Genomic DNA, 16,787 nt, shown 5'->3' with positions numbered 1-16,787 from the left:
AGCAGTATATAATTACCAGGAGGTGTTTACATGTACGTTGTATATTGGAGTGCTACAGGCAACACTGAAGCAATGGCTAACGCCGTTGGCGAAGGCATCGGTGCAGATGCTAAGGTTGTGTCTGTATCTGAGGTGAGCGTTGCAGATGTAAAGGGTGAGGACAAGCTTGCTCTAGGATGCCCTGCTATGGGAGCAGAGGTGCTTGAAGAGGAAGAGTTTGAACCATTCATCGCAGAGCTAGAAGGTTGCTGTTCGGGCAAGAAGGTTGTTCTATTCGGATCGTACGATTGGGGCGATGGCGAGTGGATGCGTTCTTGGAAGGATCGTATGGAAGAAGCTGGCGCAGTAGTTGTAGAAGAGCCAGTTATCTGCAACAACGAGCCTGATGATGCAGGTCTAGCACAGTGCAAGGCTCTCGGTGAAGCACTAGCAAACGCTTAATCATACCTAAAGCGTGAGCTTGTGACCAGAGATGGCACATTCGAATAATCGTACAGATAATATAAACATAATTATGCTTAATAACCATAAGCAAATATATCCAAACCATAATAATCATACTTTCAACCTACATATTTAAGTCATTTTGTTAATCGCCAAAAGCCGGGGGCATTAGCCTCCGGCTTTTGGTTTGTATATTCAAAACCCTTGCTATAATGATTTGTTGCCTTCGGATATTTTATGTGCAAAAACTATGATCGCTATACTGATCAACATCACTACAACTGACATGATCGTCCCCTCTAGTCCAAAACCAGTATTGTATGCGAAGCTGTTTGTATCATGCTTAGTATCGAGAATGAATATTGAGTAGGATGATACCTCGCCACTGTTTGGAAGACCTAGTATTATATTCTGATTGAAATTCCAGGTCGTGTGACAAGCCATCGCCATCCATATGCTATCAAAGTAATGAACCATGAGTGCGAACAATAAACCTGTGAGGAATATGTCGAGAAGTGGTAAAAATGAAACATGTTCATTTCCAAGGTGAAGCGTCATAAAAAATAAAGAAGTCACCAATATCGCCACCCAAGGACTCGAATATCTGTGCAATACCCTTTGATACATGAATCCGCGGCAGATAAGTTCCTCTGCAGAGGACTGAACGAATACCGCAATAAACATAAGGAGTATCGGGAACAACTCAAATTTCGCAAAGCTGAGCTTAATATCGCCGTGAAGGTACGCGGTGAGCGCACAGGCACCGTTCATGACAAATCCAGCTCCGAAACCAATCACAAGGTTTTTGATATTGTTTCCGTTCTTTCGATGCTTTAACGCATCTAGTATGTAGCGATTGTCTTTGATGCTTAAAATGGCTATTAGGAAGACAAACCATATTCCCCAAAAGGTTATATAAAGATTAAATGTCTCCGTATACGCATCGCTGAACAGCGTGTAGTTAATGGGAATTAATGATATTAAATCGCCACCTATTGTGAGCAGGAAGGTTAGTGCCAAAATCCAGAGTATGTTATCTCTGAATCCGTGTTTTTTTGTCATGTTTTCTGTCATTAGATATATATATCCTTTCTACTCCATGTCTATTTATATTTAGCTCGTTCGAGCATAACAATCATAATGTGTAAGATAAAAGATTATACCATATATGATATATGGAAAAGAAAATTTTGCATCTCAAAACGTGCATTTGCGTGAAGAATATTTCATAAAATAGTTTTGCACAATTAGTCTAATACATGTATAATTAAGTCGAAAGTAAATGCAGCTGGTTACTGCATGATTGATTAACGAAATTTTTTTAAGGAGGGTAATTATTATGGCTAAGAATAAGTACGCAGGTACACAGACAGAGAAGAACCTAGAAGCAGCTTTTGCTGGTGAATCACAGGCAACTAATAAGTATACATATTTTGCATCAAGAGCTAAGAAGGATGGTTTTGAGCAGATTGCAGATATCTTCCTGAAGACAGCTGCAAACGAGAGAGAGCATGCTAAGCTTTGGTACAAGGAACTCAACGATGGAGTTGGCGATACAGCATACAACCTAGAGGATGCTGCTAATGGTGAGAACTATGAGTGGACAGACATGTACGAAGGTTTTGCTAAGACTGCTGAGGAAGAGGGGTTCCCAGAGCTAGCAGCAAGATTCCGTCTCGTTGGAGAGGTTGAGAAGCATCACGAAGAGAGATACCGTGCACTTCTTAAGAACGTAGATATGAAGAAAGTATTTGAGAAGAGTGATGTTAAGGTATGGGAGTGCCGTAACTGCGGACACATCTGTGTTGGAACTAAGGCTCCAGAGGTTTGCCCAGTTTGCAATCACCCACAGTCATTCTTTGAGGTTCACGCAGAAAACTACTAAGGAGATAGTCCATACGGCTTATCTGGGCTTCGGTTCGCCGAAGCCCTTTTTATATAGGATATATACATGATTGAAGTAAGAGAGCTTAAAAAAGAATATAGGACTGGTGACTTCATCCAGAAAGCACTAGATGGTGTATCGGTCACATTCAGGGACAATGAGTTCGTAGCAGTTCTAGGACCATCTGGTTCTGGTAAGACTACGCTGCTCAATATCCTCGGCGGTCTCGATACTGCCGATTCAGGCGAGATTATTATAAACGGTACGTCGACTAGGGAGTATAAGTCCGCTGATTGGGATACATACAGGAACCATAGAATTGGATTTGTATTCCAGAGCTACAATCTAATACCGCATCAGACAGTGAGGGCTAATGTAGAGCTAGCTATGACATTGACTGGTGTAGGTGCCGATGAGAGGCGCACGAGAGCTGAAGAGGCACTTGATAAGGTTGGGCTTAAGGGCCATGAGAACAAGAAGCCGAGCCAGCTTTCTGGTGGGCAGATGCAGCGAGTGGCGATTGCAAGAGCACTTGTAAATAATCCCGAGATTGTACTAGCGGATGAACCGACAGGTGCGCTAGATACTGAGACTGGTATCCAGGTTATGAACCTATTACAGGAGATTGCCAAGGATAGGCTCGTAATCATGGTTACACATAACCCTACACTTGCTGAGCAATATGCAAATAGGATTATCACGCTTAAAGATGGTTCGATTCTCGAAGATAAGAAGCCGGTTACAGCAGAGGAACTAAAGAGTAGCGCAAGAACGAAAATAGGCGAATCTGATGCCGGAACTAAGACTTCGATGAGCTTTCGAACAGCTCTTTCACTTTCATTCTCCAACCTGATGAGTAAGAAGGGACGTACGGCTCTAACAGCTTTTGCAGGATCGATTGGAATTATTGGAATTGCGGCGATTTTAGCACTCTCAAATGGTGTAAACGGGTACATCGCTAAGGTCGAGGAAGATACGCTCTCGTCATATCCGCTCACTATTTCTAAGAATGCAGCGGATATCTCGAGCCTGTTTGCAGGAATGTCTGGAAATTCCAAGGATGATAAGAAGAAAGAAGCGGATTCAGACTCTGCAGTTCAAGAGGATTCTGGCAATACAAATAGTGCAGCCAAAGCCGAGAATACGGAAATCAAGCAGAGGAACGTGCTCGGAAACGTCTTTGGCAGCACCAGAAAAAACGACCTAGTTGCCTTCAAGAAATATCTAGACGCAAAGGGCAACAAGGTCCGCCGAAACGCCTCGGTGATAACATACAACTACGGAATCACACCGCTTATCTACCAGACCAAGAGTGAATCAGATCCAGTGCAGGTCAATTCGACTGATGGCATGGATGCGAACTATGAGAGCTTTGGAATCCAGAATTCGAGCAACACGGGCTTCTACCAGATGCTCGATGACGAAAAGCTTCTGAAACAGCAGTACGAGGTAGTTGCTGGAAAGTGGCCTAAGGAGTCAACAGAAGCAGTGCTCGTTTTAAACAAGGATGGCTCAATCCCTGATTTCACTCTATATCAGCTCGGATATTACGACCGTAAAGAGTATGACCGCGCCATGATCAAGTACAGAGAGACGGGAAAGCTTGAGATGAACACAGAGAAGCAAAAGCCTTTTAGATACAGAGATGCTCTAAAGCTCAGCTACAGTGTGATTTCTCCGGGCGAGATTTATTCGTATAACTCTCCAACAGGTACATGGCTCGATCAATCGAAGAACAAGGCGTTCATGATCGGTAAGCTGGAGAATGGAGTTAAACTTAAAGTAGTTGGTGTGATAAAACCTAATGGTAAGACCAGATCCAATGCCCTTCAGCCAGGTGTAGGTTATCTGCCATCCCTAACATCGCAAGTTATCGATAGAATGAAGGATGCAGATATAGTTAAACAGCAGCTTGCTAATCCTGAGGTGGATGTATTCACAGGCAAGACATTCGAAGCGCTCAAGGAAGAAAACGGAGCATCGCTCGATATGAGCAAATTGTTCAGCGTAAATCAATCCATGCTGGCGAGCGCATTCAAGTTCGACGCATCAAAGCTTCAGAAAGCATTTGGTATGAGTCCGCTGGCGAATATCGACTACTCTAAGGCGTTGTCCAAAGTTAATACGACGAGCCTAGCCCAGAACATGATGAGCGACATCATGCAGGAACTGGCAGAGTTCCCAGCATATCTGCAGCAACAAAATATCACGCTGACTCCAGCCGAGCAGTCGATGATCACCACAGAGACGAGTCAGCTCATCGCAACACTGCTCGCTGGTTATCCGGCATTTGCAAGCGACTATGCGAATAATCATCCTGGTGCAGCACAGAGCGAAATCATAACTGCATATCTCTCGAGCACCAATTCGAGAACCGCAATCTCAAGCACTGCAACTCGCATAGCACAGAATCTAAATAGAAGCGATCTTCGGGGAACGATTGAGAGGGCTCTCACCAATTACATGCAGGGCAGAATGGCCAAAATTATGGGTAAGTTTATGAATCAGGTCATGACCGAGATGCAGAAGCAACTAGGCGCGCAGATTAGCAGCGGTGCGACTATGAACGGTGATATGGCTAGTGCTATGAAGAGTGCATTTAGTGTTAATCCTTCGGCGTTTGCAAAAGCATTTTCGCTGAATATGGATCAGACGCAGATGGCAGCACTGTTCTCTCAGTTCATGAATAACGGTATCGTTACATACGATTCAAACCTCAAGAAGATGGGTTATGCAGATAAGTCGAGCCCTGAATCGATTTCGATATATCCGAGCAGCTTCGAGCGAAAGGATAAGGTGATCAATGGTATCGACAGTTATAATGCCCGTATGAAGAGGTCTGGACACAAGTCGCGTGTTATAACTTACACTGATATCATGGGTACGCTCATGTCTTCGGTCACAGATATCATAAATATGATAAGCTATGTGCTAATGGCATTTATCAGTGTGTCACTGATTGTAAGCTCAATCATGATAGGAATCATCACTTACATATCGGTACTGGAGCGCAGGAAGGAAATTGGAATTCTGCGCGCAATGGGTGCATCGAAGCGAAATATTGCAAATATTTTCAACGCTGAGACATTCATCGAAGGACTGCTATCTGGTGTATTTGCGATACTCTTCGTATACCTCGTGAGTATTCCGATTAATATGGTCGTTCTATCATCCTTTAATGTCGAACGAATTATGAGGCTGCCGATTGGTGCAGCACTCGTGCTGATAGGGATATCTGTATTCCTAACATATATAGCTGGACTGATTCCTTCTAGGTCAGCAGCTAAACGCGATCCAGTGGAGGCACTCAGAAGCGAGTAATCGCGAATATAAAAAAATAATTATTAAAATAGCCTTATGAATTTATAATTTTCATAAGGTCGAAACCATCATCTAAAGCGTGAGTTCTACGGCACGAGAGACTTTTAGGTCCGGTGCTTGGGCTTGCGCTTTCTTGTTATATGCATAAAATTATATTATGATTACATGTAACCTATGTACGGGGGTATTTTACAAAGAGGAGGTAGAATATGACAGGTTATAAGAAAAGGACAGTCATATTGATAATCGGTCTGATAGCTCTACTTGGGCTTGTGGGCTGTGGAAAGAAAGGCGAATATGGCAGCTTGTCAGAAGAAGAGAAAATCGACAAGGGGCTGGATGCTTTTGAACATCTCAAGAACGGAAAAATTGAGATGAAGAACCATCTTAAGTACGAATTGAAATCACCACAGGAGGGACAGCAGTCAAAGTTCGACGCTACTCTCACCTTTAAGGGGGATTTTGAAGAGAGCCCAGACCACCTGCTTGGTGTTTACTATGATGGTAAAAACAAAAACGATTTCTATAACGATGCGATCTCACATTACTCAAAAAATGTAAACGATTCAGAGTGGGTTAATTACACAGAAAAATCAAAGAGACTTCGTTATCACAAGCCGATTGGAATAAATAGAGCAGCTATTGAATTCCTGAAGACGAAGAAAAAGGACATAAAGGTCACAGACGATAAGGATAGCTTTACACTCGTATATGAGACTGACGATGTTAAGCTGCTTGGGGCTAATGGTGACATCCTAGTTGGCGGAAGCTACAACGGACCTATTTACACCGACAATGACACGAATGACAAATTGAAGATTGAGCTTACAGTCTCTAAGAAAGGCTTTAAACCTATGTCGGTTAAGTACATATGCGAACAGGAAAGTCCGCAGATAACAGTTAAGTTTAAGGGTAACTTCAAGTATTCCAAGCAAAATTCAGGTGTACGAGTTGAAGTTCCAAGCGGCATCAGCAGCGCCGCAAGTAGGTAGAAAGGGGGATTATGATGAACAAGATAAAGAAATTAGTTGTGATTGTATTCGCGTTTGTTTTGAGCTTATCCCTCATGTCGTTCAAGAAGAGTTCGAGCTCTGACGTAAATACTTTTGCCGATAAGCTGCGCAATGCAAAGAACTTAGAGTACGAAGTTACCGTATATAACAAGAACAGCGCTTCTAACAAGTATATGAAGAAGTTTAGCTCCGATACGACCATCAGGCAGGGTCAGATTCAATTCAACCCACAGGTATTCAGCGAGTATGTTCTAAGCGGATATGGCACCACGAACGATGATGGCAAGGTAGCAAAGGCGAAACGTATATTTGCAAGTGCCGACGACCTGAACAGCTATGCGAGAATCTATTCTCCAGAGCCAGGTAAAGGATATAAAGGATTTACCTCACCAAAGGAAAATGGATGGGTATGGATAGATAAGGACGATCTCGAGGCTCCGGAAGTTGGGCGTAACGAAGAAATTCTTAAGCTTTATGAGAAGTATGCTAGCAAGTTTAAGAAGGCGGAAGATGATAACTACATATATCTTGACTACAGTGGCGATGTATCTAAGGACTTCAACCAGGTTGGTAAGGCACAGCAGACATTCGCAGACAACAAGGTATTTAAATCAGGTAAACAGTACGTTAAATCGGTAAAGCTTCGCATACACCTTGTGATAGCTAAAAAGGATAAGGCTACCGGTGAAAAAATGGTACCAAGCGAGGCTCACATCCAGATTAAGGCAAAGGGAAAAACCGACGGAGCGGGAGTTAAGCTAGCTAATGAGGATAATTTCATCGCTTCATATCGTGATATAAATAATGTGAAGAGCATTGAAAAGCCGGCGGGAATTTAATAACTGCACTTATGAGCGACATACGATTAATTGCAAAAGTACACTAATTAAGTTATGATAGCAATAACCTATGCACGGGGGTATTTTACAGATAGGAGGTAGAATATGACAGGTTACAAGAAAAGAACAGTCATATTGGTTATCAGCTTGATCGCTTTACTTGGGCTTGCTGGATGCGGACAGTCTGGCGGCGGCAACGGAAGTGGCGAGAATCTAACCAAAGAACAGAAAATTGATAAGGGGCTAGATGCCTTTTACAATCTAGATGACGGAAAGGTTCAGATAGAAGCTAAAACTGACTATATCCGCCACCAACCATCAGAGGGACAGAAGGCGGAGGGCTTTAATAAGTACTCTTATAAAGGAACCTTTGAGATGGGTCCAGTTAGAGCCCGCGGAAAGCTAAACTATGCAAATGATTCTAAAAAGGGGTCTAGAGAAATCTACGGAACCGACGGGGCAGAATTTAAAAAGGAAAAAGGCGATAAGACTTGGAAGCAGGATATTTATACCAGTAAGTGGCGCAATCAGCCAACTGGATTCAACCGCGATTTCATCGCTTTTCTACAAACAAAGAAGAAAGACATCACTGTTAAAGAGGATAAGAAGACTTACACACTTCGCTTTGAGACGACTGATATAAAGCTTCAAGATGAAAATGGTGACCTATTCTTTGGTGCAATGTTCAGGCCGCTCATTGTTAGCTCAACAGATGACACAGGAAAGCTGGTTGCTGAACTAACCGTTTCCAAGGAGGATAATAAGCCGCTATCGTTCAAGTATACTGGTAATTTTGATAGCAGTGCAGTTAGTGCTAAATTCAAGGGCGTGGCAAAATATAGCGATCAGAACACTGGTGTTCGTGTTGAAGAACCTAAGGGCATTGATAAGGCTAAAGGTTACTAGGGAGGGGCAATAAAATGAGACAGAAACGAAAAATAGTTTTAGTAGTCATCGCCATGATGATGGTCCTAACCCTTTCAGCTTGCGGTGGAAAAGGCGATGTTAAGACATTTGTAAAGAAGATGCAAAAGGTGGAAAACCTTGATTATGAGATCCACACATATAGAAGATACGTAGCATCTGAGGGTTCAGCTAGACTCTTTAGGGGTGAATCACAGGTTAGACAAGGTAAAATGCAGCTTGACCCACAGGCTTTCATCGAATATTACTCAAGCGGTACTTCTAATTCTAGTGAGCCTGAGACTGTTGATGAGAAACTGATAAAATTTGGAAGTTCAGACTTCATATTTAAGAGTGATAAGATATACTCCCCAAAGCCTAAGAAGTTATATATCGGCTCATCTTCGGTAACTAATAATTATGAGTGGGTTTGGAAAGAGGCAAAGGATATAAATCCTCCAGAGATAGGTAATAGCAAGACTTTCTTAGATATATACGAGAAATATGCGGACAAGTTTAAGCTGACTGAGGACGAGAATCATTACTATCTTGATTATAAGGGTGATGTGAGCAACAATCTGAATCAGATGGCTAAGCTTCAGGTAGCAATTATTCCTAAAAGCAAAATGCTTAAACAGGGTAAGAAGGATGTAAAGTCCTGCAAGATTGAAATTCACCTCGTGATGAAGAAGGGCAAGGGCGGTCCAACTCCTTATCAGACAAGGATAAAGCTTATTACCAAGATGGATGTTCCTGAAATTGGAGGAGCAATCGACAACGAGGATTACTATCAGGCATATTACCGTGACATCAACGATGTAAAGGAAATCAAGAAGCCTCACGGATTTGATGCTAGCAAGGTGAAGAAGTCGCAGTTCTAGGGTTTGGCCTTGGAGGGCTGCATGTAATCGTCCGGTTATGGCAGTAAAAAATGGACTAGAGCCGATAAAACAGGCTAAAACCGAATATTTAAAGAGGAAGCCTGCGCGTGAGCGCGGGCTTTTTAGTGTGGGAAATTTTGGGAATATAATATGGAATAAGTGTGCTAAAAATGAGAGGGTGGTGTGTTATAATTCGGTATCTAGATTATTCATTTCTATATAGCTTTAAAAAATAAGAAATATAACATTATAGATTTTGGGTTTTGAATAATCGTAAAAACGAATATAATAGTCATTATATTGTTAAGGTGAGGGTTGAATATGTCAAAAAATTTACTTTTAAGTCCAATATTAAAATGGGTAGGTGGTAAGCGACAACTGCTATCAGAAATAATTCCATTAATAGATGAGAGTTGCGATAACTATGTTGAACCTTTCATTGGTGGAGGGGCGGTACTATTCAGATTGCAACCTAAAAAAGCAATTATTAATGACTACAATACTGAACTAATTAACGTATATAGAACAGTCAGGGATGATCTAGATGCTCTTGTAGCATTGTTGAAGGAACATGAAAAATATAATTCATCAGATTATTACTACGAAGTTAGAGCGCTAGACCGCACCCCTGACTTTGATAAAATGTCAAATTCGGAGAAAGCTGCAAGAATTATCTATCTAAATAAGACTTGTTACAATGGATTGTATAGGGTTAATTCTTTAGGACAATTTAACTCACCATACGGCAAATACAAGAATCCTAATATAGTAAATGAAGTTGTACTAAGAGCAATTTCAAAATATCTAAATGGGAATGAAATTAGTATTAGGAGCGGTGACTATAAAGATGTCTTAAATGATATTGAAAAAAATTCCTTTGTATACTTAGATCCACCATATATGCCGATTTCATCTTCATCTTCGTTTACAGGATATACAGAGGGAGGATTTGGGTATGATAAACAAGTAGAACTGAAAGAAGAATGTGACAAATTAAATTCAAAGGGTGTACATTTCTTACAGTCCAATTCTGATTGTGAAGAGATAAGGGAGCTTTATAAGGCTTATAGAATAAAGGTTGTTAAAGCAAAACGAGCTATTAATAGTGATGCAAAAAAACGTGGACAAATAAATGAGGTTCTAATATACAATGCAAAAAAATAAAATTTCTGCTAATGAAGCATGGAAAGAGATTATTAAAAAATACGATATTATAAACAGAATTAATGAAAATGGTATATTTCATATTAAAGCAAGTGAAATTAAAGAATTTAAAGAACCTAGATTAATGGCTAAATGGGACTGTACATCAGCTCTTCCAGAAGCATTAAGAAACAATAAAATTAACATCTTACCTAATAGTAGAAGCTCTTATGTTTTAGGTAGATTTAATTTATATGAAGAACTACCAGAACTAACAGAGTCTGTAAATAAAATGGATTCTGCTGAACTACCCGCTCTTGAGACAATAGATATTAATAGCATTACATCAGAATCTGCGGCAATTTGCATATTGATTATCTCAGGTATATTGGATGATTTTTTAGGTGATAGGGATACCGTCGAAACATTTAATGGAAGAATGGGTACCGGAGAATTCGAGTTTAGCGTAAATACGGTTGATGGTGGAAAGCAGATAATTTCTGTAAAAAATGCGCAATGTGAAATAGACGGCGGTTTTGAAAATGATAAAGATGTCATAATATTGGAAGCAAAGAATGTAGTACACGAAGATTTTCACATTAGACAGCTATACTATCCGTATAGGTTATGGGAACAAAAGGTGTCAAAACCTATTAGATTAGTGTTTTCTGTGTATTCAAATATGATTTTTAGATTATTTGAATATAGATTTTTAGATAAAAATAATTATTCCTCTATTGAACTAGTTAAAGCAAAAAATTATTCTCTACAAGAGACGCATATTGAGATAAGTGACTTAGTAGAGATTAGAAATTTAACTAAAATTATTTTTGATGATGACTGCAGGGAAGATGACAATGTTCCATTTATTCAGGCAAACTCCTTTGAACGTGTTATTTCTCTTTTAGAGAATCTAAAAGAGAACGCTATGACAAAAGAACAAATTGCTGAATTAATGGAATTCGATGAACGTCAATCAGATTATTATTATAACGCAGGGGCTTATCTAGGGTTATTTGTAAAACGAATAGAAGGGTCTGGTAAAAGAGTTACTCTTACTAGATTAGGAGAACAAATATTAACAATGAACTACAAAGAACGTCAACTTAAGTTTGTTCAGTTAATGTTGCAGCACCAAATATTTGCAGATTGTTTTGATAGTATAATTGAAACAGGAGAACTTATTGAGATAAGTGAAATCGAAAAGTTAATGCGTAAATATAACGTATGCAAAAGTACTAGCACAATTCATAGAAGAGCTAGTTCAGTGCAATGTTGGATAAAGTGGGTATTTAATTTAGTTAATTTATAGGAGTGTGTATGAATTATGAACCTCAGATATTTGAACTAGAAAAATCATCAGTATGGAGTTTTAAAGAAAGAGGAGATTGGGCGACTCATGATTCAAAATATAGGGGTAATTGTTCGCCATACGTTTTTAGAAATCTAATAATAAGGTATTCTTCACCAGGTGATAAAATTCTAGATCAATTTGTTGGAGGCGGGACTTCAGTTATAGAGGCAAAATTACTAAATAGAGATATTATAGGTGTAGATATAAATCCTAAATCAGTAGAACTAAGTATCAATAAGCTTAATTTTGCATACGGAAGTAGTGATGTTGAAATAAGAATTGGAGATGCGCAAAAACTTGACTTTATAAATGACCATAGCATTGATTTCATATGCACGCATCCTCCGTATTCGGATATTATAAAATATAGTAATAATATCGATGGTGACTTATCACGACTTGAATATAGTGATTTTTTAAAATCAATGGAATCAGTTGCAAAGGAATCATATAGAGTATTAAAGACTAATAAGTTTTGTGCATTTATAATTGGCGATATAAGGAAGAATGGCTTTGTGAAACCCTTAGGGTTTGAAACATTGCAACTATTCCGAAATGAAGGCTTTTCGTTAAAAGAGATTATCATAAAACAACAATATAATTGTAAAGGCACTTCCAAGTGGGCAAAAATTTCCAATCAAAACAAATTTATATTACTAGCACATGAGTATATCTTTGTGTTAAAAAAATGCAACTAGACGTTTAAATGGATTATGAATTCATGATGAGCAATTGTTTTTCATCCTGTAAAAAGCAGTTCCGATTCAATAACTCATATGTTAGAGCTTCAAGATTAATAAATACTCCGCAAAATAATTCTATTAAAACTTAAAATACAGTTTTACACAATCTATCTTCCTCCAACCTTCACAGTTCGCCGAGGATTATCGAGTACAATGTAGCCATAATTTAAAAGATAATTCACAGTAAACATAAAGGGGTTTGGAGGACATAGATGAACATTTACGAAGGACTAAAGCAGAGAAGAAGCTACTACCAGCTCAACAAAGAGCTACCGGTGAGCACAGATGAGATTCATGCGCTTATAAATGAAGTCACGGAGCTAGTTCCTGATGCGTTTAACATGAAGAGTGCTCGCGTGGTCGTTGCGCTCGGTGAGAAGCAGGATGAGCTGTGGGACGGCATCTATGATGTGTTTGACGGCAAGTTGCGAGAGAGAAGATAGATGGGTTCAAGGCTGCGGCAGGGACGATTCTGTATTTCTACGATGAAGAGGTAGTGCGTGGATTACAAGAGAAGTTTGCTGCATATGCTGAGAACTTCCCAGTATGGGCGAATCAGGCAAATGGTATGCTTCAGATTAATATCTGGAGTGCTCTGCGTGAGCTCGGTGTTGGTGCGAATATACAGCACTACAATCCTGTTATTGATGATTTCGTGCGTGAGAAGTTTGGACTGCCAGAGAAGTGGAAGCTCGTTGCTCAGATGCCATTTGGTGGAATCGTAATGGAGCCAGCACCGAAAGATAAAGAGGATATATCGGAAAGAGTTAAGTTCTACGAATAGTGGATTTTAACGTAAATATTTATGAGCAAAGAGACCGTGGGAATCTTCCTGCGGTTTTTTATTACAAATTTTGTGCTAAAGGGAACTGGAAAGTGTGTAATAATTAGTTGAACTTATATAACAGTGTTGCTGATTGAAGTTAATCAAGGGAAGATAATAGAAATTGTATTGCAAAAAGCAATACAATAGTTCATAATTTTCTAAAAGGAAGGTGATAAATATGTCAGCAACAAAGAATGCAAGCGTTAATGTGAGAATACAGAAAGATATCAAGAAGCAAGCGGAACAAATATTGGAAACCATTGGAGTTCCAACAGCAACTGCGATAGATATGTTTTATAGACAAATAATATTAAATAATGGCATTCCGTTCTCTTTAACTATTCCGAATAATGTTCCAGTCAGAGAAAATATGAATGATAATGATTTTAATATAATTATGAGAACTGGATATATGCAGGCTGCTGAAGGCAAATCGAAGGATGTAGATGAGGTGTTTGATATTCTTGAGAAAGGAATATGATGAGGCAATACAGAATTTACATTACGGAGCAAGCAGAGGATCATCTTTCTTCTATTAAAAACTATTACATAGAACAAATGAAAAAGGAACCGCCCTGCGGTTCCTTTTTTAATGCCTAGACATCTTAGGGCAATACAAAATAAGACAACATCACGGACAAAACGAGTTGGTAAAAACACCGAATTTTATTGAAAAATCAATACATACATGAGATATATCTTCTTTTTATAATGCTATTGACACATATATCGAACCGCGATATACTTGATATATCGAGATGCGATATATCAAAGCTTGATATAGGAGGAGCAAATGGATTCAAAATTAAAGAGGGTCTACGTCCCAATGTCGGAGACAGCCTTTTATATACTGTTCTGCCTGCAAGAGCCTCAGCACGGATACGGCATCGGGCAAGAGGTAAAAGAGATGACGAAAGGAGAAGTCAGCATAAGCCCTGGGACGATGTACGGAACACTTTCCAAGATGGAGAAAGATGGACTGATTAACTTCGTTAGTGAGGCTGAGAAGCGTAAGATTTATGAGATTACAGAACTTGGACGTGAGATTCTCACTATCGAGATGAATCGTATCAAACGCATATATATCAACAGTATTGGAGATGAGTACAATGGGTAAGAGACAGACAAAGATTAGATTTTTTACAATAGCAGATTACAACGAAGAGCAGACTTGGCTCGAGAAGCAGCATAAGAACGGTTTGAAGCTGGTAAAGGTTAAAGCGCCATGCTTTTTCACATTCGAAGAGTGTGGGGCTGAAGAGGTTTCGTACAGATTAGAGTTCAACCAGACCAAGATTACCGATGATTACCTCCAGATGTATGAGGATTACGGCTGGGAATATATCGGTGGATGTATGAACTGGAGCTATTTCAGAAAGCCTGTAGTTGAAAGCGCTGTGGAAGGAGAGAATGAGATATTTTCCGACGATGAGTCAAGGCTGAATATGATAGACAGAATCGTACATACCAGGCTGATACCTATAATTGCCGCACTAATTCCGGTAATTTTTCTAAATATAAGAAGTATGCTAGAAGAGGCTGATGTGTGGTACAGCTCTGCGAGAGGAGGGATAAACATCGTGCTCATAGCTATTCTAGCTGCCGATATCTGCCTGATTTCACACTGCCTGAGGAAGTTCCGAAAGCTTAAGAAGGACCTGTAGTCAAAGCGTTATACTAATAGAAATATAAAAAAGCACACAGCCCAACTATTTCGGAAGCTGTGTGTTTTTGTTCGTTTGTAGTTACTATTCCGACAGTAGGTATGAGGGCGCTGTTAGCAAGGTCATCTAGACTAGCACTTCGCCGTGCATACCCTCTGGGACCTCGAGTCCCATGAGTGTCAGAAGCGTTGGCGATATATCTGCCAGCTTGCCATGGGGTACTTTGAAGGCTCTTGGCTCGTTTGCGATATGGCACAGCGGAACTGGTGATAGCGAGTGCTTAGTCACAACATTATCCTTATCATCCAGCATGTAGTCGGCATTGCCGTGATCGGCTGTGAGTAGAATCTGACCATCCTTTGCCAGAACTCTGTCCACAATCTGCTGTACCAGTCCATCGAGCGTCTCTATAGCGCTAACCGCTGCATCGAAAACACCTGTATGGCCTACCATGTCGGGGTTTGCGAAGTTCAGTATGATGAGGTCGTACTTATCCGAGTCTATTGCTTCTAGTACATTTTCAGTCAATAGTGGAGCGCTCATCTCTGGCTGAAGATCGTAAGTAGCCACCTTCGGAGATGGAATCAAGATGCGGTCCTCTCCTTTAACTGGAGCTTCGACACCACCGTTAAAGAAAAATGTCACATGTGCGTACTTCTCAGTCTCGGCTATGCGGAGCTGAGTTAGTCCAGCGTCAGATACCACACCTCCGAGAGTCGGTTCAACGACTTCTGGTGGAAACGCGACTTTTACATTAGGCATAGACGCATCGTACTCAGCCATGCACACGTACACGAGATTCGATAGAATTTTCTTCCTTGCAAATCCATCAAAATCAGGATCCACGATAGCACGAGTTATCTCGCGTGCACGGTCAGGTCTATAGTTGATGAAGATGACCGAGTCACCGTCTTTGATAGGTGTATCATCTACGATTGTTGGGAGTACGAATTCGTCAGACTCGTCCTTGTCATACGATATCTGAATCGCTTCAGCAGGAGAAGCTGCTCTGACGCCTTCAGAAAGTGTAAGTGCGTCGTACGCAAGCTCTAGTCTCTCCCAGCGCTTGTCCCTATCCATAGCATAGAAACGGCCAGAGATAACTCCGATTCTGCCTAGTCCAAGCTCAGAGAATTTCTCTTCGAGAGCACTCAGGTAGGTCATAGCGCTGCGAGGCGGTACGTCGCGGCCATCGAGGAAGCAGTGAACCACTACATCCTTGATACCTGAACGCTTTGCGAGCTCGAGAACTGCGTAGAGGTGTTCGAGCTTACTGTGTACGCCACCATCTGAGCATAGTCCCATTATGTGAAGGGTGTGACCTGAAGATGCATTTTCCATGGCTTCAAGCAGCACCTTGTTGTTATAAAATTCGCCTGTGCTAATCGACCTATTGATGCGAGGAAGATCCTGTAGCACAACGTTTCCTGCACCTATATTAGTGTGCCCAACTTCTGAGTTGCCGATCTGCCCATCAGGAAGACCGACGAATTCACCGCTCGCCTCCAGGGTGATGAACGGGTATTTTGTGAAAAGCGCATCGAGATGAGGTTTTTTAGCGGCAGCAATTGCGTTGCCGTGCGATTCTTCGCGGATTCCGTAGCCGTCGAGTATCATCAGCATTGTTGGTCTATTTTTAATCATTGCTATCCTCCTATAGATATATTCAAGTATACACAAGAGCGGTGTTTATTTCTAGGAGCTGAAGTATTGATTTATAGTTTATAATTGTGATTAAAATCCGTGTTTACAGTATTACTTGGGGTTTGCA

At 40.5% G+C, this 16,787-nt stretch carries 17 protein-coding genes; 15 read left to right on the top strand and 2 right to left on the bottom strand.

The annotated features are described in order from the left end of the window. Window positions 1-30: 30 nt before the first annotated feature. Entirely contained in the window at window positions 31-441 is a 411-nt protein-coding gene (locus tag Q7O90_RS06545; protein WP_106057930.1) for a flavodoxin, read from the top strand. Window positions 442-651: 210 nt separating this feature from the next. Here the strand turns inward: Q7O90_RS06545 and Q7O90_RS06540 are convergent, their stop codons facing one another. Continuing rightward, window positions 652-1,518 carry a CPBP family intramembrane glutamic endopeptidase gene (locus tag Q7O90_RS06540; protein WP_304128750.1) on the bottom strand — a complete coding sequence of 289 codons (867 nt, stop codon included), beginning with the start codon at window positions 1,516-1,518 and terminating at the stop codon, window positions 652-654. A 265-nt stretch (window positions 1,519-1,783) separates the two neighbouring features. Between Q7O90_RS06540 and rbr the strand changes: the two genes are divergently transcribed. From rbr to Q7O90_RS06475, 14 genes are all read left to right on the top strand, one after another. Beyond that, complete coding sequence (rbr, locus tag Q7O90_RS06535) at window positions 1,784-2,329, top strand: rubrerythrin (protein WP_304128748.1); 546 nt, start codon at window positions 1,784-1,786, stop codon at window positions 2,327-2,329. Between the two features lie 66 nt (window positions 2,330-2,395). Next, window positions 2,396-5,650 (top strand): ABC transporter ATP-binding protein/permease, encoded by a 3,255-nt coding sequence (locus Q7O90_RS06530; RefSeq protein ID WP_304128747.1) that lies wholly within the window; start codon window positions 2,396-2,398, stop codon window positions 5,648-5,650. A gap of 209 nt (window positions 5,651-5,859) precedes the next feature. Then, the gene (locus Q7O90_RS06525; RefSeq protein WP_304128745.1) at window positions 5,860-6,642 is read left to right on the top strand and encodes a DUF6612 family protein; all 783 of its coding nucleotides are present in this window, start codon (window positions 5,860-5,862) and stop codon (window positions 6,640-6,642) included. Between the two features lie 14 nt (window positions 6,643-6,656). Beyond that, window positions 6,657-7,502, top strand: a complete 846-nt coding sequence (locus Q7O90_RS06520) for a hypothetical protein (protein WP_304128743.1) — start codon at window positions 6,657-6,659, stop codon at window positions 7,500-7,502. A gap of 105 nt (window positions 7,503-7,607) precedes the next feature. Next, a complete protein-coding gene (locus Q7O90_RS06515; RefSeq protein ID WP_304128741.1) occupies window positions 7,608-8,408 on the top strand; it encodes a hypothetical protein in 801 nt (266 codons plus the stop codon). A 14-nt stretch (window positions 8,409-8,422) separates the two neighbouring features. After that, a complete protein-coding gene (locus Q7O90_RS06510) occupies window positions 8,423-9,286 on the top strand; it encodes a DUF6612 family protein (protein WP_304128739.1) in 864 nt (287 codons plus the stop codon). Window positions 9,287-9,607: 321 nt separating this feature from the next. Beyond that, on the top strand, window positions 9,608-10,450 hold the full coding sequence (locus tag Q7O90_RS06505) for a DNA adenine methylase (protein ID WP_298878041.1): 843 nt from the start codon (window positions 9,608-9,610) through the stop codon (window positions 10,448-10,450). Then, window positions 10,437-11,741, top strand: a complete 1,305-nt coding sequence (locus tag Q7O90_RS06500; protein ID WP_304128736.1) for a type II restriction enzyme — start codon at window positions 10,437-10,439, stop codon at window positions 11,739-11,741. The genes Q7O90_RS06505 and Q7O90_RS06500 overlap by 14 nt, the downstream gene beginning before the upstream one ends. Window positions 11,742-11,749: 8 nt before the next feature. Beyond that, complete coding sequence (locus tag Q7O90_RS06495; RefSeq protein WP_304128735.1) at window positions 11,750-12,481, top strand: TRM11 family SAM-dependent methyltransferase; 732 nt, start codon at window positions 11,750-11,752, stop codon at window positions 12,479-12,481. 257 nt (window positions 12,482-12,738) lie between these two features. Continuing rightward, on the top strand, window positions 12,739-12,969 hold the full coding sequence (locus tag Q7O90_RS08175) for a nitroreductase family protein (protein ID WP_330667067.1): 231 nt from the start codon (window positions 12,739-12,741) through the stop codon (window positions 12,967-12,969). A 53-nt stretch (window positions 12,970-13,022) separates the two neighbouring features. After that, window positions 13,023-13,310, top strand: coding sequence for a nitroreductase family protein (locus Q7O90_RS08170; RefSeq protein WP_442929252.1), 288 nt, complete (start codon window positions 13,023-13,025; stop codon window positions 13,308-13,310). Window positions 13,311-13,530: 220 nt separating this feature from the next. Beyond that, entirely contained in the window at window positions 13,531-13,833 is a 303-nt protein-coding gene (locus tag Q7O90_RS06485) for a type II toxin-antitoxin system RelB/DinJ family antitoxin (RefSeq protein WP_304128733.1), read from the top strand. Window positions 13,834-14,145: 312 nt separating this feature from the next. After that, complete coding sequence (locus Q7O90_RS06480; protein ID WP_273137478.1) at window positions 14,146-14,469, top strand: PadR family transcriptional regulator; 324 nt, start codon at window positions 14,146-14,148, stop codon at window positions 14,467-14,469. Then, window positions 14,462-15,016, top strand: coding sequence for a DUF2812 domain-containing protein (locus tag Q7O90_RS06475; RefSeq protein WP_304128731.1), 555 nt, complete (start codon window positions 14,462-14,464; stop codon window positions 15,014-15,016). The genes Q7O90_RS06480 and Q7O90_RS06475 overlap by 8 nt, the downstream gene beginning before the upstream one ends. Window positions 15,017-15,142: 126 nt before the next feature. Here Q7O90_RS06475 and gpmI read toward each other — a convergent pair whose 3' ends face one another. Then, a complete protein-coding gene (gene gpmI, locus Q7O90_RS06470; protein ID WP_330667066.1) occupies window positions 15,143-16,660 on the bottom strand; it encodes a 2,3-bisphosphoglycerate-independent phosphoglycerate mutase in 1,518 nt (505 codons plus the stop codon). Window positions 16,661-16,787: the final 127 nt, after the last annotated feature.

Origin of the sequence: Mogibacterium diversum (assembly GCF_938028775.1) — a bacterium.
GTDB classification, from domain to species: Bacteria; Bacillota; Clostridia; order Peptostreptococcales; family Anaerovoracaceae; genus Mogibacterium; species Mogibacterium diversum_A.
This window is presented reverse-complemented; position numbering and strand designations above follow the sequence as displayed.